Consider the following 19,854-nt stretch of genomic DNA (forward strand, 5'->3'; position numbering starts at 1 on the left):
GAAAATTTATTTATACAAAAATATCTATAAATCTATTATCTAGAACAAGTGGATTTTCCTCCACATCCCCAATTCTCACTTGGATGTTCTTCAATGATTACAGTAGTCTTAGTATAATAATCTTTAATTCAATATAAAATCTATACATACTATGTATTTCACATATATTTCGACATATTTCGATAATTTCATAATAGCATATGATATTTCTATAGTACAATTAAATATATCTATTGGAACAGTTTATTTATAGCTTTTATCTATATGTTTCTACCTATTCCTCACTTAATAGCAATTCTTCATTAATAGGATAATGTCCATATATTCTCGCAGCATCAACTAATGCCTGAATATTTTCTATTGGTGTATTCATAGGAATTTGACATCTAATTAAAAAGCAGAGAACAGTAATCTCTTTATTACTGTTCTCTGCTTTTTATCAACTTTACAAGTTTATTTATCAGAATAAATAAATTAACTTGTGAAAAATTCTTCTGACAATCTTTTAATTTACATTTTCCTAAGAGTTAAAAATTTCTACTGCTTTAATGATGATGAAATATACTCATAGATAATGCCATAACTGCCATTCCTGCAATGGCTCCATATACAGATATATGATGATCCTCATATTTTTGGGATGATGGTAACAATTCATCTAAGGATACAAATATCATAATACCTGCCACTATGGAAAAAAGAATTCCAAATACTAAATCATTGAAAAGTTTTGATAAAATTAAATACCCTATTATTGCACCCAAAGGCTGACACAATCCTACTAATAGGGAATAAACAAATGCCTTTTTCTTGCTCCCAGTAGAATAATAAATCGGCACTGATATAGCAATGCTCAATGGTATATTGTGAAGAATTACGGCTGCTGCTAAAGGAATTGCTAGAGATATATCCTTCAATCCTGCAGTAAATATAGCTAATCCTTCAGGTAAATTGTGTATAGCTATTGCAACTGCCGACATAAGTCCTAACTTAGATAAATGTTCTCCGTTTTCTTCATGATGATATTCATGTTCATCATGTCCATGATAATGCCCTCCATATTTATGGACTATTTTTTCTATTATAGCAGTAATAAGCATACCTCCAAAAAATCCACCTAAAGCTATAAAATTGCTATGCTCTCCAAAATATGTTTCTATTAGTTCCATGCCCTCTGGTAAAATTGCCATAAAAGACACATATATCATTATTCCTGCTGAAAAACTCAAGGCTATGGCTAAAAATCTTTTATTAGTTTCCTTTACAAAGAAAGATAATAAACTTCCAATTCCCATTGATAACCCTACTATAGTTGTAAGTCCCAACGATAATATTACTTCTTTATTCATTTTTTATATCTTCTCCTCTTACTTTTTTAGTCAATACACTAGCTATTATTGCTGTGATTGGAATAGTCAGTACAAGTCCAATACTTCCTGATAATGACCTGATAACTTCCGTAGCTATTACATCTAAATTCATAATCTTAATTAAGGATGTTTCATATGCCATAAATAATAATAAAAGAGGAATAGATGAGCCAGTATATGCAAGTATTAAGGTATTGGTCATAGTTCCCATTACATCCTTACCTACATTCATACCCGATTTAAATAATTCTTTTCTTGAAAGATTGTTATTTGCACTATGTATCTCCTCTATGGATGAGGCTATGGACATTCCCACATCCATTACTGCTCCCAAGGAGCCTAATATTATACCTGCGAAAAGTAAGTTTTTAAAATCAAACTCTATTTCTTGTGGAATATACATTAACATTGTAGCTTCCTCTGCACTTAACCCTGTTAAATGTATCTTTGATCCTACATAATATGATATTATCCCTGCTATAATAACCCCTGAAGAAGTACCTAATATTGCTGCTATACTCTTATTATTGACACCAGATACTAAAAATATAGTTATTATTGTAACTCCTATTGAAATCAATATAGATATAGGTACAGGATTTGCTCCTTTTAATATTTGAGGTAATAATATATAAAATACAGCTCCTATGGTTAAAGACAATGATATAATGGACTTTAGTCCTTTCATTCTCCCAACTATAAGAATTAAAGCAACAAATAAAATAATTAAATATAATATAAAATCAGCTCTTTGATAATCTGCAATATTTATATTATATTCTCCATCTGCTATTTCCTCAATAGCTATTACTACTTTGTCCCCTTCTTTCACAAAAATATTATATGCCATATTATCTGATAAATCATTTTCTATATCTACTATTTTATCTTTATATTTACCACTGGTAATCTTCAATGTAACTTTTTGTGTTTGGACATATTCTCCAAATTCATCTTTTTCTTGTGCTTCTCCTGCCTCAAGAACAATAGCCTTTTCCATTATTGGCTCTATATGTTCCTCTGCTAAAACTGTGGTGTTAATTATAATTAACATTAATATAATAATTGATAAAATTTTCTTCATAAATATCCTCCTCAACTATATTAATAAAAATATTATATCACAACAAATATGTAATTGAAAAAAATTGCCAAGAGAATATCTCATGACAATTTCTAAAAAACCTATAAAATTATATGTTATACCTTAAATTCTTTTATTAGACTATTTAATCTATCTGCTATGGTAGCTTGATTTTCCGTCGCCATTACAATTTGCTCTAATGCCTCCTTAGTTTCATTCATCCCTATTCTAATTTTATCTGAATTCTCATGGGCATTGTTCATATTTCCTGCAATATTCAAGATTACAGATGATATTTCCTCAGTTGATGCATTTAGTTCTTCTGACATAGCTGCTGTATCTTGAGATATATTGTTTACAAAGACTGCATCTTTCTCATAGTTTATTCCTGTTGATACCAAAAGATCATAGTCTTTAGTCACACTATGATTTATAAACTCCAAGATATCCTTAGAATTCTTAGATAAATTTGTAAAAGCAATATCTACATTTGCAACTACAGACTGAATTCTTGATACATATTCCTCAGATTCTTCTGCCAATTTTCTAATTTCATCTGCCACTATAGCAAACCCTCTGCCACTATCACCTGCTCTTGCTGCCTCTATTGCTGCATTAAGTGCCAATAGATTGGTTTGAGTGGATATTTCTGCTATAGAATCAGCTATAACAGATATTTCATTTACTACTTTTCCAGCTTCTATAGCATTTATTATAGCTTTTTCTTTTTCCTGTAATAATTTATCTGCAATTTTCTTGGACTCTTGTCCTTGTAGCCTAATTGACATAGCCCTTTCTTTTATTTTAGCAGATTCATTGCTTCCGTCAAATGCACTAGTTGCAAGTTGTGTAACTCCAGAATTTACTTCTTCAATGGAATTAGTTAGTTCTCCTGTTGCAAAATTTACACTTTGTATATCCTCTATTATACTCATGGTTCTATTAGATATTATATTGAAAGTATTATTGATTTCTTGTGTTATTGCAGATAACTCTTCAGATGAATCTGATACTTCCTTGGAGCCTTGAGAAATCTCCACTATGATTGCCCTCATCCTAGCTTGAGCTTCCTTTAATGAATTAACTAATTTACCTATTTCATCTGTTGTATCTGTATTTATCTCATATGTTAAATCTCCATTACCTAATGCTTCTGCAAATTTTACACCTTTATTTAAGGACTTTGAAATATATGATGACATAAAAAGTCCAGCAATTATAGCAATGGCAAATCCACCTAGAATAAAAATCATCATATCGGCAGATGCCTTTTTATATCTTTCCAAACTACTTTTATTCTCCATTTCAGCCATTGATTCATTGATATCTATAAGTTCTCCAATACGTCTGAACATTATTTCACTGGCAGTTGTTACATCCTTTAATATATTTGTGTCATTTAACTCTCCATCTTTAAGTATGATTTCAATCAGATTATCTCTTTTATCACTATAGGATTTAAGATTTTCAAGAAAGATGTTCCAAGTCTGATTTGTTTCCACTGATAATTCCTTTTTACTATAGGATTCTATTAAAGCTTGATTTTTATCTCTATCATTTTCCATAATATCAACTATTGAAGAAATTCTTTCAATTTCCTTTGTATTAACTAATTCGTTAAGTACCGCTCTAGTATTTAAAAGATTTTCTCGTATTTCATGCAACTCATTAATTCCTTTAAGATTGTGACTATACATTCTATCCCCTGCATTATAGATTTCTTTCATATTAAACCTACCTATTATACATACAATCCCTAATAATATGGTTATTGATATAAAAACTATTAGAAGCTTTACTTTGATTGAAATACTTCTCATACTATCATTCCCCCCATATATAATCCCTATTTTCTATATCATACTCTATTAATAATTTAACTTCAATGGTTTTTATAATATTCTGTAAGTTTTGAATAGGCAATGTATACACAGTTAATTTATCTAGTATATTGATAAATATAATATTTTATGATAATATATTGTGGAATAAATAAGGGCGGTTAACTCAGCTGGTAGAGTGTCATCTTGACGTGGTGAAAGTCGTAGGTTCGAGTCCTATACCGCCCACCAGTGTTTAATTAAGAATTAAGGTATTCAAGTTGACTTGAAAAGTTATTTGACAGTAATAAATTTACTGTCTTTTTTATATGTTTTATTTTAATTATTTTTGGTATAATTAGAGTGTCTAAATAAATTAGAATGGGGTGTTTAATTTGAAGATATTAGTTGGTACAGGCGGAGAAGTAGAAATTCTTTTAGTATTTAAAGAAACAGAGAAATTAAATAAGGCACAAGAATTATATGATTATCTAAAGAAAAAGGAGATTTTCAAGGGTAATTGCGGAGAGGTATATTCAGATATTTCACCTAAAGGAAATAACGTAATAATACTGGGGCTAGGAGAAAGAGAAAAGATATCATTTGAATCTCTTAGAAAAGCTTTCTATAAATTAGGTAAAGAATTAATGAAGTTTAAAGTAGAATCTGCAGAAGTAACAGTTCCTAAGTTTGAAAATCTTTGTTATACAAAGACTAATATGGCAATAGCAGAAGGTCTGCTTCAATCAGAATATGCCTTTGAAAAATATTTATCAGAAAAGAAAATAAAGCCTACAGTTAAGGAATTTTTCTTAAATATATTAGAAGATAAAAAAGATAAGGTAGAAGAAGGAATTAAGGAAATCAATAATCTTATAGAAGGAATATTTTTAGCAAGAGATTTAGTTAATGAGCCTGCTATGGAAATGACTCCTGTTGAACTTGCTAAAAGAGCAAAGGAAGAGTTAGAGGTTCTAGGAGTTGAGGTAAAGATTTATGATAGAGATAAAATAGAAGATTTGGGAATGAAAGCTTTTCTAGCTGTTTCTAAAGGTTCAGCTATTCCACCTCAATTTATAGTGATGAAATGGAATGGAGACAGTTCATCTGAAGAAAAACTTGCTCTTGTTGGTAAGGGGCTTACCTATGATTCAGGTGGATATTCTATAAAACCTGGTGATAGTATGGTGAATATGTATAGCGATATGGGTGGTTCTGCTTCTGTAATCGGTGCTATGAAAGCTATTGCTAAATCTAAGCTAAATAAAAATGTTATTGGGATTATAGCTGCTTGTGAAAACTTAATTTCTGGTGAAGCATATAAGCCTGGAGATGTAATTGGCTCTATGGCAGGTAAAACCATAGAAGTATGGAGTACCGATGCAGAAGGCAGATTGACTTTAGCAGATGCATTATGGTATGCTGCAACTGTTGAAAAGGCTAATAAAATCATTGATATAGCTACCCTTACAGGTGCTTGTATTGTAGCATTGGGTAATGTAAATACTGGTGCTATAACTAATGACGAAAACTTAATGAATAAAGTAAAAAATGCTTCTGAGTTAGCAGGTGAACCAGTATGGCAACTACCTTCAAATGATGAATATAGAGATTTAATAAAGGGAACTGTTGGTGATTTAAAAAATACTGGGGGTAGAGGAGGCGGTACAATAACTGCTGGACTTTTCCTAGAAGAATTTGTAAATAAAACTCCTTGGGTCCATTTAGATATAGCAGGAACAGCCTTCCTTTCTGGAGAAATGGGATATTTACCTAAGGGAGCTACGGGAGTTCCTGTGAAAACCTTATATCATTTAGCTAAGGAAATATAGAAAAAATCTACAATTGTTAAAGAACCATTATAATTAAACCTATAATTAGGTAAAAAACAAATGCTCTTTTCTGAGAAAAATCGAATCAGAAAGGAGCATTTCTATTAGAATTTTATCTCTTATAAACATATAAACAAATATCTTATTGCCTAATATTATATGACTTTTAGACAAAGATAAATTTATTTATGGATTACTATGGTTTTTATGAATATTCTTATGAAGATTATGGGATTTGTTTATGAAGTTCATTAATAATCCCAATATTGTAACTATTTTGTATCTCCTTATTTATCAAATTATTGTATAATTTAGTAAAAGGAGATGATAATGGTGAAAAATAAAAAGTTATTTTTTATAGTAAGTTTAATTTTATCTTTTTCTTTAATATTTTCAGGTTGCGGTGCAAAAAACTCTGAGTCATATGATATGGCTACTGAAGATATGGCTCCAACTGAACAATGGCGGGAAATGGATAATAATAAGAATGAAGAATCTAAAGGGAAATATGGTGCAACGGAACCTGAAAAGATTATTACTACAATATCAATTTCTATGCAAACTAAGGAATTTGTAGATACTACTAATAAACTAACTGCAATTATAGAAAAACATAAAGGATATGTTGAGAACTCTAATATCTTTCATAATAATTATTATAACTCTACTAGACCAAAATACTCTGAATATACTATAAGAATTCCAAAGGAAAATTTAAATCAGTTTGTTATAGATTTAAAAGAAATTGGAAATATTATCTCTGAAAATACTTCTAAAGTAGATATTACTAAACAATATAAAGATACTGAGTCCAGATTAAAAGTCTTGGAAATTAAGGAAGGAAGAATACTTGATTTACTAAAGAAAGCTGAAAAGATGGAAGATATTATAGCCCTTGAAGACCAATTAAGTAATATAATCTATGAAAAAGAAAATTTAACTGCTAATATAATAGATATGGATGATAAAGTGGATTATAGTACCGTTCAATTTCAGCTTGAGGAAGTAGCAAAATTAATCCCTAGCGAAAATATAAAAACTCCATTCTGGACTAAGATAAGAAATGCCTTTAAAAATTCAATGTATTTTTTCACTGATAATATTGAAAATCTTATTATATCTTTTATATATTTCCTTCCTTATGGACTAATTATAGGCGTATTGGTTTATTTGGTATGGAGATTTATAAAGAAAAAAAGAAATAATATACCTAAGGAATAGAAAAAAGCAAGGACTTGTCCTTGCTTTTTCTAAATACATTAAAAGTGAATTTATATAGTCTTACTTATTATCTTACGATAGAAAAAGCAAAATCAATTACGAATATGCATATACAGACTTATATCCATGGTTTATTATTGACTAATCAAAATATTACCTGCCAAATTTAATAATCCTTAGGATATTTTAAACTTTCTTACCATATCATTAAGACTTTCTGCTAATTTAGCTTGATTTACGGCAGTCATAGCTATTTGTTCTGTTCCTAAAGCTATTTCATCCATCCCCTCAGATATATATACTGTATTGTCACTTGAATCTTCAGCATTTTTAGCTAAACCTTCTACTACTTGACTTAATTCATTCATAGTAGCTGTTATTTCTTGTGTCATTGCAGCAATATCCTCAGACATATTACTTATAAAGTTTGAATCCTCTACATTATTATCCAATGTAGTAAAAAATGCATCATAATCTTTCATTACTGTATCATCTATAAACTCCAATATCTCCTCAGCATTATCAGATAAATTCTTAGTGGCTTCTTGAACCCTTAAAATTGTACTTTCTATTATTTGAACAGTTTCTGATGATTGCTCCGCTAATTTCCTTACTTCTTCTACAACTACTGCAAATCCCCTACCATTCTCACCTGCCCTAGCTGCTTCTATAGCTGCATTTAAAGCCAGTAAATTTGTCTGCTCAGCAATGGATGATATTATTTCTGCCATAGTTTTTATTTCCTCTACTACCCTAACATCTTCAATGGCCTTTAAAATACTTCTTTCTTTTTCATTATATAATCTTACGGCTATATCTCTAGATTCACCACTTATATTTTTAGTCTTTATAGCCTTATCTTTTATTTCATATGCCTTATTATTTCCATCAGAAGCACTTGAAGCAAGCATCTCCATTCTTGAAGTTACCTCTTCCAAAGAAGCTGACATTTCTTCAGTTGAAGCACTTGTATCTTGCATTCCTTGTGCTATCCCAGTTGTAGAATCGTTTATCTCAATGAACTTTGCACTAAGCTCTTCAATTGTAGCTGAAAGTTCTTGACTTGAAGCACTTAAATCCTGTGATTTACCCATTACAATTCTGATAATATCTTTTAAGTTATCTTGTATATTTTTCATAGCTCTTATTGTAATGCCAAACTCATCTTTTCTACTATCATTAATATCCTGAGTAAGATCATAACTTGCTAAAGCTTCTGAATAATTTTGTATTCTTTTTAGTACAGTTACTACACTTTCTGACATATATATGCCCATAAAAATAGTTACCATTAAAGAAATAATAAGTATTACATTAACCATATGTTTAGAATTATTAAAAATTTCTTCATTTTTCATCTTAATTTCTTCTGAACTATTTTGATTCATATTAGTAATTTTGTGCAACTCATTTATTACTATATCTTTAATTTGTATACTCTCCTTATATTGTCGCTGAGCAATTTCATGTTTTTCTCCTCGTCTTGATTCAATTATAGAATCTGCACTTCCCTTATACAGATTATAGTTAGCTTTTAAAACATTAAAAATCTCTTCTTCTCCTTCAAGATAATCAAATTCACTATTCTCATATTCAAAAATTAATCTATCACTATCCTTAAATAATGACTCAATATTTTCAGAATACTTCTCATTTGCTTGAAAACCTACATCATATGCTATAGCTTGTAAATCACCTCGAACTTCCAATAAGTTCTTCTCCAAATTACCTAATCTTATTAATTCTTCTATATTATGATCACTTATTTTTTGATTCTCATTTATTACCTTTAATTTACTTAAAGATAAATAATTCGAACTAGCTGATATTAGAATTATAATTAAAAATGCAATCAAAAATTTAACCCTTACTTTAACATCTTTTAACATTTACAACACATCCTTATCTTTAGTTTTTTTATTAATTTTAAATTATAATAATTTGCCATTTAAATTGATACTCTAAAAAGTATCATAATTGCAATTAATTTAATTGTTTATTAATATGTTCGACAAAATTCGAGTTTTCTTTAGTTAATTTCTCATTTATGCCATATTAAATAATAAATTAGCTTATAAATGTTTCCAATTTTATCTTCTAACTTCTTAAGGATATTGAAGGAATAAAAAAAGCAAGGACTCATCCTTGCTTTTTTTTATTCCTTTTTACTATTCTACAGATATAATAGATTTAATCTTATTTAAAATATCAGTCATTTCCTTGCTCTTATTTCTTGCTTCATTTAAGTACATTAAGGCCCCATCTTTATCCTCATCTTTTATTGCTCTTATTACATCATCACCTCTACTATGAAACTCATGATGGATGCTATCTATTCTTTTCCATATGTCTTTTATTTTTGGATCACTAACTATAATACTATTATAATAATGACCAAATGCACATCTATTACCATCAGTTTGTATTGGTAAAACTTCCATATCATCTACCATTCCACTAAGTTTTGCTATCCAATTTTGATGAGAATTTAAAGCATTATTTACTATCTTTAATATTTCTTCATTATTTAATGCATTTTTACCTCCAGATAAGGCTTGCATCATATCTTTAGTTGTTGTAGATAATTTATTATCTATATTAGCTATTGTAGTTGCATAATCCTTGCTTTTTAAAGCATATTCATTTATTTTAATTGTCATTGAGCTTAGTTCTTCAGCATCTCTACTTGAAGCATCCATTGCTGCATTTATTTCATTAGCAGAAATCTTAATTCCTTTCATAGAAGAAGTTATTTCTTTTATATCTTCTAAAGAATGGTTTAGCATGTCCACATTTTCTTCGATTGTACCCTTAACACTATCTATTTGTGAACTCATTTTCTGTGTAGAATTTATTGTACTATCCATACTATTCTTTCCATCGTTAGCTGTCCTTTGAATATTTCCAACAAATAAATTCATGCCGTCTAAATTCTTCTTAGTATCATCTGCCAATTTCCGAATTTCCTCTGCAACTACTGCAAAGCCTCTACCATGTTCTCCTGCTCGTGCTGCTTCAATAGATGCATTTAATGCTAACAAATTAGTTTGATCTGCTATTTTACTTACTCCCTCTACTATCTCATAGATTTTATTAGTCATCTCAACTAGCTTGTCTATTTGCTGCTTCATTTCATGGGCATCATTCATTACATTTTCTTTAAGTTCCACTACTTCCATTAATTGTTTAAGTCCATCATGATTGCTACTTAACAGCTTTTCAGACTGCGTTGATAAATCAGATAATACATTTGTAGCATCATTTATTGTTTCATTAACTTCATTCATACTAGCATTTGTTTCTTGAACTATTGCAACGTTGGATTCACTCAGGCTCGCCATCTCATTAGAAAATTCTACTAGATTTTCAGCTATATAAGCCATATTCATATCGAAATCGCTAATTGAAGCTGCTACGTCTAAAATATCCTTAGCAGAAACAGCCATTTGCCTTTCATTATTTAATAAGGAATTTATAGCCTTTAGTAATCTTTGATGAATTGGATAGTCTACCGTTGGCTCTATGGATTCATTTCCCGAAATTATATTTTCAATATGGGATATAATACATTCGGCCTCGTGACAGGGTCTTGATTTTTTTAATACAAACATATTTGTGCTCCTTTCAAAATATAAATTTATACACTTGCTTTATACATTAGTAAATATTTTATGATTAAATTATATCCAAATATAATGGAAGATTCATAGCTATAGATACCCTGTTCCAAACATTTTAACCTGAGATATATTAAAATAGCAAGGTCATTCCTTGCTATTTTAATACTGTTTTTTTAATTTATATTCTTTTATCATCCTAGCTCCTTCATAGCATTCATCTCATTATTTAAGTTAATCATTGGAATGGATTGCGAATATCCTTCCTTTGGATTTAATGGTTTTAGGAATATAGTATTGTTACCCTTTAATATATAATCATAATTTATATTTCCTTTACTAACTCTATGTTTTCTTGGCATAAGAAACTCTCCTTTCGATAACTGGCTACCATCTTATTTCTAAGGAAGGTCCTTTAGTTTTGCGTCTTTAGTTTTCACTAAATTTGCCTTTATCAGTGGAAAGCACCAATAAAATATTTTTATTTTTTTATTATACCACATTATTCTAATTTTTGCATAACCATTACTATTATTGTAAATTTATCCTTACATACAAATTCCTCCTATAAATTATATCCCAATTACTATGGTTTCTTTATAATTAAAGAATTAATTCCCGTTATAATTTCCCTTTGACTAATAACTTTAAGTCATTTTAAAATATATGGTTATCTCTAAATATAAATTTTAATATATTTTATAATTAATATCTATACCTATATTGCTAAACCATATATCATTATTTGTTATTTTTTTATCCCTTTATGATAAATGACAAGCCACCATATGACCCGTTTCCTTCTCAATTAACTCTGGTTCTATTTCATAACATTGTTTCATAGCATATTTACATCTAGTAACAAACTTGCAGCCTAATGGTGGATTAAGGGGGCTAGGTACATCCCCTTCTAATACTTTGATTGAGTTTTCTCTGACTATTCTAGGATCAGGCTCAAGAGCTGATGATAAAAGGGCTTGAGTATAAGGATGAAGTGAATTGTTATAGATTTCGTCACTCTTTCCTATTTCTATTAATTTTCCTAGATACATTACCCCTATTCTATGGGAGATATGTCTTACCATAGATAGATCATGGGCAATAAATAAATATGTTAATCCCATTTCATTTTGTAAGTCCTCCAACATATTAACTACTTGTGCTTGAATAGATACATCAAGGGCTGATATAGGTTCATCACATAATATAAATTCTGGATTAATAGATAATGCCCTTGCTATGCCTATTCTCTGCCTTTGTCCCCCACTGAACTCATGTGGGTATCTATCTAGATGGTTCTTTCCTAGTCCTACCTTTTCCAATAATTCTAAAGTTTTCTCCTGTCGTTCCTTTTTAGTACCTATATGGTAAACATCTAAAGGCTCTGAGATTATATCCTTTACAGTTAAGGTTGGATTAAGGGATGAATAGGGGTCTTGAAATATTACCTGCATTTTTCTTCTATAAAATCTTAAATCTGACTCCTTTAATTTAGCTATATCCTTTCCTCTATAGAGTATTTCACCATCAGTTATATCAAAAAGTCTAATAATACTTCTGCCTGTAGTAGATTTACCACAACCAGATTCCCCTACTATCCCCAATGTTTCTCCTTCATTTATATAAAAGCTTACATCATCAACAGCCTTTAAATATTGAACTTTCCTTAGTAAAGATGAACTTTTTACTGGAAAATACTTCTTTAAATTATTCACTTCTATTAACTTCTCTTTTTCTCTATTCTCCATAGTTTTCATCTCCCTTATCTAAAAGCCAGCACATGGCTTTATGGCTTTTTTCTCCATAGTATTTAGGTCGTTGTTCTTTACATATATTCATCATATAAGGACAACGTTGTGCAAAAGGACATCCTTTAATTTTTTTAGATAAATCTGGCGGATTCCCCTTTATGGGAACAAGCCTTTGTCTTCCTTTACTGTCTTTCTTTGGTAAAGATTGAAGTAATCCTTTTGTATATGGATGCATTGGATTATGGAATATATCATCTACAGTTCCTTCCTCCATAATAAGTCCTCCATACATAACTATTACTCTAGAGCATGTATTGGCTACTACTCCTAAATCGTGAGTTATCAAGATAATAGAAGTATCCATCTTTTCCTTTAAATCCATTAATAATTTAAGTATCTGTACTTGAATTGTGACGTCTAAAGCTGTAGTAGGTTCATCTGCTATAAGCAGCTCAGGTTCACAGCTTAATGCCATGGCAATAATAGCCCTTTGCCTCATACCTCCACTAAACTCATGGGGATAGTTGTTATATCTTTCCTCTGGAGAAGGAATTCCCACCATTCTTAACATCTCTATAGTTTTATTTTTAGCATCAGATTTACTTAATCCTTGATGCCTTCTTATTACATCGGATATTTGAGTTCCCACTGTAAAGACTGGATTAAGTGAAGTCATAGGGTCTTGAAATATCATTGCTATATCATTGCCACGAATTTTCATCATTTCCTTTTCTGTCTTATTTACTAGGTTTTCTCCTTTGTAAATAATTTCTCCATTTGTAATTTTTCCTGTTCCTTTAAGTAATTTCATTATAGACATAGAAGTAACTGACTTTCCACTTCCAGATTCCCCAACTACTCCAAGTACTTCTCCCTTTTCCAAATTAAATGAAACTCTGCGAACTACTTTAATTTCACCGCTATTATTAAAAAAAGAAACCTCTAAATCATTTAAACTTAATAAGGGCTCTTTCATGTTAAATCTCTCCTTTTCATTACCTAATCACTATTTGCCTTAGGCTCAAATGCAACTCTAAATACATCTCCTAAAATGTTAAAACTAAGTACCGTAAGCAATATCAATATGCCAGGAAATAAAGCTAAATATGGTGCATCACCAATATATCCTTGAGCATATTTAAGCATACTGCCCCAAGATGAATCTGGTTGGCGTACCCCTAACCCTAAAAAGGATAGAGATGATTCAGTCAAAATTGCATTTGCAATATTTAAAGTTGATGCTACTATGACTGTTGGTAAGATATTTGGTATAATATGTTTTAGTATAATGATATTAGGTTTTTCTCCAATTACCTTTGAATATAGTACATATTCTCTTTCCTTAACTGTTAAAGTTTCTGCCCTGACAATTCTTGCTATTCCCATCCAGCTGAATAGTCCTATTATAATTATAATATTTTGGATTCCAGGTTTTAAATAAGCATTTAATATGAGTATCAGAAAAAATGTAGGTATACTCATAAGTATGTCTATACACCTCATAATTAAACTATCAACTCTACCTCCAAAGTAACCACTAATGGTTCCAACTATAGTTCCTATTACTGTGGAGATTAACATAGAAAGAAATCCAACTATAAGAGATACTCTCCCCCCATATAATGAACGAGCAAAATAATCTCTCCCCATTTCATCTGTACCAAATATATGCTCTTTACTAGGGAAACTTAAACTATTCATTACATCTATTTTATTGGGATCATAAGTAGATAAAAAGGCGAAAATAGATGTAAGTATTAATATAGATATTATTATTAATGCTATAATTCCTAATTTATTTTGTTTTAGCTGATATTTTAAATTTACCTTTAATCTATTATTCATTTTTAATTCAACTCCTTAATCCTTGGATCTACAATGCCATATAATATATCTGATATTAAGTTCCCTATAATCAATATAAAGGATGAAAACATAGTAATTGCCATTATAAGTGGATAGTCATAACTAAATATTGACTTTATCCCTAATTGTCCCATGCCTGGCCATCCAAAGATAGATTCTGTAATAAATGCTCCTGATACCAATCCTGGTAAAGACATCCCTAAAATTGTAATTACAGGCAAAATTGCATTTTTTAAAACGTATTTATATAATACTTCTCTTTTACTAGCTCCTGATGCATATTCAACTATTACATAATCCTCTTTTAACTGAGATATTGTACTTGACCTAATGTACCTAGTAATTACAGCTATGTTTTGTAAACTTAAAACAATTGTAGGCATTATACCATGCCTTATTAAATCCCAATTGCTGTGTACTCCTATGGTTCTCATTCCTATACTTGGTAAAAGCTTTAATTTTAAAGATAGTACATATACTAGCATCATTGCAAACCAAAAACTTGGTATAGAGATACCAAGATAAGAAGTAAAAGTAACTATATTATCAAATATTTTATTTTGATTTGCCGCTGAAATAAGACCCATTATAACTCCCAAAATCATAGAAATCACTAAAGAAGCTCCCATAAGTCCTAGTGTTGCAGGAAGTCTTTCAATTATTTGTGTTGCTACAGGTCTGTGATTTACTAAAGAGTATCCTAAATCACCCTTTAATGCAGACTTTAACCATTTTATATATTGTATATGTATAGGACTATTAAGTCCCATACTTTCCCTTATACTTTCTATTTGAACTGGCCCCATTTCAGGAGTTATATAAGCTTGTACTGGATCACCTGGTGCCAATTTTATAAGAAGAAATGAAACTATAGATATGGCAATCATCATGGGTATTGATTGAATCATTCTTTTTATAATCATTTTTACCACATAAATTCCTCCTAATATAATTACAAAAGTAAACTGAAATTCAGTTTACTTTTGAGTTTAATTTAAATTATTCCATAATATAAAGCTTAGATAAATCTCTAAACATAAAGATTGGAGCTGGTTTAGCTTCTTCTATTCCTCCATATTTTTTATTTACAGCAACAATTGAATTAGGATAAGCTATTGGATATACTACCATATCTTCTATTAATTGTTTTTGAATGGTTTCATAGATTTCTGCTCTTTTAGCTTTATCTGTTTCCATCACTCCTTCTTCCCATTTTTTATCTAACTCCTTATTTACATAACCCATAAAGTTATTATAATCCTTTTCTTTAAATAATGGCTTATATCCATTTGGTTCTACACCCATCACATAACCATTAAATGCTAAATCAAAATCTGTATTAGAAGCATCCAGTAATTTATCATAAAATGCTCCTCTTTCCATTGGTAAAAGTTCTAATTCAATCCCAATTTCTTTTAATTGTTGTTGCATAATAAGAGCAAATCCTTCATTTTCTTTACTTGAATTAATATATGCTAATCTTAATTTTAGATTTTCAACTCCTGCATTTTTAAGCAGTTCTTTTGCTCTTTCTACATTATAATCATATTTTTCTACATCATCTGTGTAAAATTGCGTACTTGGTACAAATACTGAGTATGCCTTTTCGGCGTATTCTGCTGATTTATAAACCCCTGTTATCAACTCATCTTTATTTATTCCATAAGCTATTGCTTTTCTTACATCTTTGTTTTGTAAACTTTTATTAGTTAATCTAAATACCATATTATTTAGCATACCTTCTTTATAAAGAACTACATTGAAATTTTCATCTGCCTTGAATTTATCTACATCTGCAGTAGTTATATATCTAGCAGATAATTCACCGTTTAATAATGCTGTATTTGCTGCATTTGGATCAGCTATTACTCTAAATACTATTGATTCAAGGTTTGCTTTTCCATCAAAGTATTCATCAAATCTAACTAATTCTACTTTTTCACCACTTTTCATTTCCTTAAACTTAAATGGTCCTGAACCTATTGGCTCTAAATTTTTTGTACTCTTTGCTAAATCTTCCTCTCCCTTAAATATATGCTCAGGAATTGGACGAAGTTCACCTAAAACATCTATAAATGGAACAGAAACCTTTGGTAGTATAATTTCTACTGTTAAATCATCTATTTTCTTAGGTTCTACAGGTTTCCCATCTATTATAAAAGAGCCTCTTGCATTTGCCCTTTGCTTTTCATCTGTAATAGAGTTAATTGTAAATACAATATCATCAGCATTTAAATCTTCTCCATCATGCCATTTAAGACCTGATTTTAACTTTAAAGTATAAGTCAAATAATCTTCTGAAGGGGTTATACTTTCAGCCAAGTAAAAATGTGTGCCTTCTTCGTCAATAACGTATAAAGGTGAAAATATTGCATTGTTTATTGTCATTGTAACCCTATCCCCTGCATATAATGGATTCATTACATTTGGGTCACTACCAATTCCAAGCATAAAGATTCCACCATCTACTTTTTGTGGAACTGCTGGTTCTTGTGCTACATCTTTAGATGTATCTGAAGATGATGGTTCTTCTATTGTTTTCTTATTTCCACAAGCTGTTGATGATAAAATAACTAATGCAAGTAATAGTATTAACCATTTTCTATTCCTCATTTTAATCCTCCTAATATATTTGTTGATTTAAAAATACTTTCAAATCTATAGCTATTGTATAATTACTTTATATCTGAATCAAATTGATTATTTCTATATAAGTTGATTGTAGTATAATCTAATTTAATAGATTGAATAAAGGTTTTTTATATTAAATAAAAATAATACTTCATCAATTTCTTTTTCCTTAACAAATCCTTCTATTTCCATATTAAAATATCTAGGATCTATAACTACTATTTTTTCATAATGATTGGTAAGAAATGGAACAAAGCTATTTGCAAAAGAATCTTTAATTACCAGTAAAGTCTTTTTATTTTTCACTGATGTTTCTATTTCTATTAATGATTTATCTCCACCTAAGAAATAAGAATACTTATCGGTTTTATTTAAATAGTTTTCATCATAAAGGCTATGAACTTCTTCTTTATTATTAATTTTAATATTATACTTTACATTATCTTTTGGCTCATAAATATATATATCATCTGGTTTTCCTAAATAAAAATTGGCTTTTCTATAATTAGTTCCAAAAAATTGGTTTGATACTGTTCTTATTATAAAATCCTCTTCTTTTAACGAATTTTCTCCGATTACTTCCATATAATATTCATAAGAATAAAAGGCTCCTTTAGTAGTCCAATGGTGATCAGTCCTATAATATATATCTTCATTAGATTTTTCACTTAGAACCTTTACTAAATTTATTATTTCCATTTTCTCATTAAATGAAGATTCTAATTTATCTACAATATGGCTTTCATCAATTACAGGTGCATATAAAGGCAATTGATGATTTAAAACCGTAGACTTACTAGGTACTAATAGAGAAGTAACAGGAATATTATGTTTATTCATTTTATCTAAAAACATATTGATATTTTGTATATTCTTATCTAATTGTCCCTTATCTGCCTTTTTATCCATATCAAATAAATAATCTTCTTTTCCAAAATAGACTCTCCCATTATCTTTCTTTAATAGGGACAAATCTGCAATTGTTTTTAATCCTATCCAGTTATCCCTATAGATAAATTGGTCTGTTGTATAGGTTTCAAAATCCTTACTAAACTTACCAGATATTATATTATCTAAACTAATCTTTGGAAACTCTTGAAGATATCTATTTTCCTTACTTGAAAACACCCTTTTAGGTGATAAGATATTGCTTATGGATAAACATAGTATTAATGTAGTAAATATTATAACCCTTATCTTTTCTTTCATATATATCCTCCTAAAAACGAAAATATAAAAATGGATTATAGGATTGATCTACTAAATAGGCTATTGATAATCCTAATACTAATAATAAAAATATATTTTCTATAATCCATGATTTATTATTAAATCTATTACTCATATATTTCCACAGTCTTTTAGGTATATCTGTTGAGCCAATTATAAGGATTAGAAATAATAATATATTTGTATATAGCAAATATAAAGATGTATGATTAAAAATAGGATTGTTTCCAAATCCAAATAAGATTTTAATATAATTTAGTCCATCTTTTATTGAGTCAAAAGCAAATATTACCCAAGACATAAGGACTAAAGATAAAGTATAAATTCTTGTAAGATAATGAGGTAGCTTTTCCAATAAATTGAGAAGGAACAACTTTTCTATAATTAATGTAACTCCAAAGAATAATCCCCATAAAGCAAAATTCCAACTGGCACCATGCCATATTCCAGTTAAAATCCAAACTATTAATATATTTCTAATATGCTTAACCCTTCCTTTTCTATTGCCCCCTAAGGGAATATATAAATATTCTCTAAACCACGTACCTAAGGATATATGCCATCTCCTCCAAAACTCCGTAATGCTTTTAGACATATAGGGATAATTAAAATTTTCTAAAAAGTTAAATCCAAATATCTTCCCAAGACCAATAGCCATGTCTGAATATCCAGAGAAATCAAAGTATATTTGAAAACTAAAGCCCAATATACCAAGCCAAGCAGTTAGTACTGAAATATCCCATGTATTTAAGCTAGATATGTTCTTCCAAAGAAGCCCTATATTATTAGCTAGTAAAACTTTTTTTCCTAATCCTAAAATAAACCTCTTTATACCTTCACTAAACAAATCATAGGACTCTATCCTATTATTTATTTCTTCTGCTACAGTTTGGTATCTAACAATGGGCCCTGCTATAAGTTGTGGAAATAAAGTTACATAGGTACCAAAGGAAATAATATTATTTTGTACCTTTGTATCACCCCTATAAACATCTATTGTATAGGACATGGTTTGAAAAGTATAAAAGGATATTCCTATGGGTAAAGTAAGGTTCAACAGAGAGATATTAAAGCCAAAAATATTATTTATATTAGATATAAAAAAATCAGAGTATTTAAAAAATCCTAATAACCCTAAATTAGTAAATATAGATACTCCCAACCATAACCTTGCTTTATTTACATCTTTATTATCCTTGTAACGGTAAACTAATCTACCACAGGTATAATCAAGGATTGTTGAAAAAAGCATAATCCATATATACTTAGGCTCTCCCCAACTATAAAATAGAAGGCTTGATAAAAACAAAATAAAATTCCTATATTTTTTAGGTGATATAAAATATATAGTTAAAACAACTGGTAAAAAATAAAATAAAAATAATATACTACTAAAAACCATAGTTTCCTCCATTAAAAAATATCTAGCCTG

Annotated in this window: 16 protein-coding genes, 1 tRNA gene and 1 riboswitch; of the genes, 3 read left to right on the forward strand and 14 right to left on the reverse strand. The window is 29.4% G+C overall.

Features of this window, described 5'->3' with window-relative positions:
* Window positions 1-35: 35 nt before the first annotated feature.
* From BUB33_RS16900 to BUB33_RS07240, 4 genes are all read right to left on the reverse strand, one after another.
* A complete protein-coding gene (locus BUB33_RS16900; RefSeq protein WP_084725286.1) occupies window positions 36-128 on the reverse strand; it encodes a tautomerase family protein in 93 nt (30 codons plus the stop codon).
* A 417-nt stretch (window positions 129-545) separates the two neighbouring features.
* Complete coding sequence (zupT, locus tag BUB33_RS07230) at window positions 546-1,349, reverse strand: zinc transporter ZupT (protein WP_072974889.1); 804 nt, start codon at window positions 1,347-1,349, stop codon at window positions 546-548.
* Window positions 1,342-2,454, reverse strand: a complete 1,113-nt coding sequence (locus BUB33_RS07235; RefSeq protein ID WP_072974891.1) for a YibE/F family protein — start codon at window positions 2,452-2,454, stop codon at window positions 1,342-1,344. Before BUB33_RS07235 ends, zupT begins: the two co-directional genes overlap by 8 nt.
* Window positions 2,455-2,570: 116 nt before the next feature.
* Window positions 2,571-4,274, reverse strand: coding sequence for a methyl-accepting chemotaxis protein (locus BUB33_RS07240; RefSeq protein ID WP_072974893.1), 1,704 nt, complete (start codon window positions 4,272-4,274; stop codon window positions 2,571-2,573).
* 176 nt (window positions 4,275-4,450) lie between these two features.
* Between BUB33_RS07240 and BUB33_RS07245 the strand changes: the two genes are divergently transcribed.
* The 3 genes from BUB33_RS07245 (at window position 4,451) to BUB33_RS07255 (ending at window position 7,327) form a co-directional block, all read left to right on the forward strand.
* A tRNA-Val gene (locus BUB33_RS07245) sits at window positions 4,451-4,526 on the forward strand.
* Between the two features lie 134 nt (window positions 4,527-4,660).
* The gene (locus BUB33_RS07250; protein ID WP_422821948.1) at window positions 4,661-6,106 is read left to right on the forward strand and encodes a leucyl aminopeptidase; all 1,446 of its coding nucleotides are present in this window, start codon (window positions 4,661-4,663) and stop codon (window positions 6,104-6,106) included.
* A 333-nt stretch (window positions 6,107-6,439) separates the two neighbouring features.
* Entirely contained in the window at window positions 6,440-7,327 is an 888-nt protein-coding gene (locus BUB33_RS07255; protein WP_159429172.1) for a DUF4349 domain-containing protein, read from the forward strand.
* Between the two features lie 176 nt (window positions 7,328-7,503).
* On the opposite strand, the gene BUB33_RS07260 is transcribed toward BUB33_RS07255, so the two are convergent.
* The 10 genes from BUB33_RS07260 to BUB33_RS07300 form a co-directional block, all read right to left on the reverse strand.
* Entirely contained in the window at window positions 7,504-9,216 is a 1,713-nt protein-coding gene (locus tag BUB33_RS07260; protein ID WP_072974899.1) for a methyl-accepting chemotaxis protein, read from the reverse strand.
* 279 nt (window positions 9,217-9,495) lie between these two features.
* Window positions 9,496-10,938 carry a methyl-accepting chemotaxis protein gene (locus BUB33_RS07265; protein ID WP_072974902.1) on the reverse strand — a complete coding sequence of 481 codons (1,443 nt, stop codon included), beginning with the start codon at window positions 10,936-10,938 and terminating at the stop codon, window positions 9,496-9,498.
* 200 nt (window positions 10,939-11,138) lie between these two features.
* Window positions 11,139-11,306, reverse strand: a complete 168-nt coding sequence (locus tag BUB33_RS16030) for a hypothetical protein (RefSeq protein WP_159429173.1) — start codon at window positions 11,304-11,306, stop codon at window positions 11,139-11,141.
* A 13-nt stretch (window positions 11,307-11,319) separates the two neighbouring features.
* Window positions 11,320-11,404, reverse strand: a riboswitch (cyclic di-GMP riboswitch).
* 304 nt (window positions 11,405-11,708) lie between these two features.
* Complete coding sequence (locus BUB33_RS07270; RefSeq protein WP_072974905.1) at window positions 11,709-12,692, reverse strand: ABC transporter ATP-binding protein; 984 nt, start codon at window positions 12,690-12,692, stop codon at window positions 11,709-11,711.
* The gene (locus BUB33_RS07275) at window positions 12,682-13,671 is read right to left on the reverse strand and encodes an ABC transporter ATP-binding protein (protein WP_072974908.1); all 990 of its coding nucleotides are present in this window, start codon (window positions 13,669-13,671) and stop codon (window positions 12,682-12,684) included. Before BUB33_RS07275 ends, BUB33_RS07270 begins: the two co-directional genes overlap by 11 nt.
* A 23-nt stretch (window positions 13,672-13,694) precedes the next feature.
* Complete coding sequence (locus tag BUB33_RS07280) at window positions 13,695-14,540, reverse strand: ABC transporter permease (protein WP_072974910.1); 846 nt, start codon at window positions 14,538-14,540, stop codon at window positions 13,695-13,697.
* 2 nt (window positions 14,541-14,542) lie between these two features.
* Entirely contained in the window at window positions 14,543-15,484 is a 942-nt protein-coding gene (locus BUB33_RS07285; RefSeq protein WP_234950019.1) for an ABC transporter permease, read from the reverse strand.
* Between the two features lie 76 nt (window positions 15,485-15,560).
* Entirely contained in the window at window positions 15,561-17,174 is a 1,614-nt protein-coding gene (locus BUB33_RS07290) for an ABC transporter substrate-binding protein (RefSeq protein WP_072974914.1), read from the reverse strand.
* 123 nt (window positions 17,175-17,297) lie between these two features.
* Window positions 17,298-18,401 (reverse strand): DHHW family protein, encoded by a 1,104-nt coding sequence (locus tag BUB33_RS07295; RefSeq protein WP_072974915.1) that lies wholly within the window; start codon window positions 18,399-18,401, stop codon window positions 17,298-17,300.
* Between the two features lie 10 nt (window positions 18,402-18,411).
* Window positions 18,412-19,824, reverse strand: a complete 1,413-nt coding sequence (locus BUB33_RS07300) for an MBOAT family O-acyltransferase (RefSeq protein WP_072974916.1) — start codon at window positions 19,822-19,824, stop codon at window positions 18,412-18,414.
* Window positions 19,825-19,854: the final 30 nt, after the last annotated feature.

This window comes from Tissierella praeacuta DSM 18095 (assembly GCF_900128955.1).
Classification (GTDB): domain Bacteria; phylum Bacillota; class Clostridia; order Tissierellales; family Tissierellaceae; genus Tissierella; species Tissierella praeacuta.

Bases quoted from the DNA above. Each gene is read 5' to 3' on its own strand.
- zupT (WP_072974889.1), bottom strand. From the start codon at position 1,349: ATGAATAAAGAAGTAATATTATCGTTGGGACTTACAACTATAGTAGGG.
- BUB33_RS07235 (WP_072974891.1), bottom strand. From the start codon at position 2,454: ATGAAGAAAATTTTATCAATTATTATATTAATGTTAATTATAATTAAC.
- BUB33_RS07240 (WP_072974893.1), bottom strand. From the start codon at position 4,274: ATGAGAAGTATTTCAATCAAAGTAAAGCTTCTAATAGTTTTTATATCA.
- BUB33_RS07260 (WP_072974899.1), bottom strand. From the start codon at position 9,216: ATGTTAAAAGATGTTAAAGTAAGGGTTAAATTTTTGATTGCATTTTTA.
- BUB33_RS07265 (WP_072974902.1), bottom strand. From the start codon at position 10,938: ATGTTTGTATTAAAAAAATCAAGACCCTGTCACGAGGCCGAATGTATT.
- BUB33_RS16030 (WP_159429173.1), bottom strand. From the start codon at position 11,306: ATGCCAAGAAAACATAGAGTTAGTAAAGGAAATATAAATTATGATTAT.
- BUB33_RS07270 (WP_072974905.1), bottom strand. From the start codon at position 12,692: ATGGAGAATAGAGAAAAAGAGAAGTTAATAGAAGTGAATAATTTAAAG.
- BUB33_RS07275 (WP_072974908.1), bottom strand. From the start codon at position 13,671: ATGAAAGAGCCCTTATTAAGTTTAAATGATTTAGAGGTTTCTTTTTTT.
- BUB33_RS07280 (WP_072974910.1), bottom strand. From the start codon at position 14,540: ATGAATAATAGATTAAAGGTAAATTTAAAATATCAGCTAAAACAAAAT.
- BUB33_RS07285 (WP_234950019.1), bottom strand. From the start codon at position 15,484: ATGATTATAAAAAGAATGATTCAATCAATACCCATGATGATTGCCATA.
- BUB33_RS07290 (WP_072974914.1), bottom strand. From the start codon at position 17,174: ATGAGGAATAGAAAATGGTTAATACTATTACTTGCATTAGTTATTTTA.
- BUB33_RS07295 (WP_072974915.1), bottom strand. From the start codon at position 18,401: ATGAAAGAAAAGATAAGGGTTATAATATTTACTACATTAATACTATGT.
- BUB33_RS07300 (WP_072974916.1), bottom strand. From the start codon at position 19,824: ATGGTTTTTAGTAGTATATTATTTTTATTTTATTTTTTACCAGTTGTT.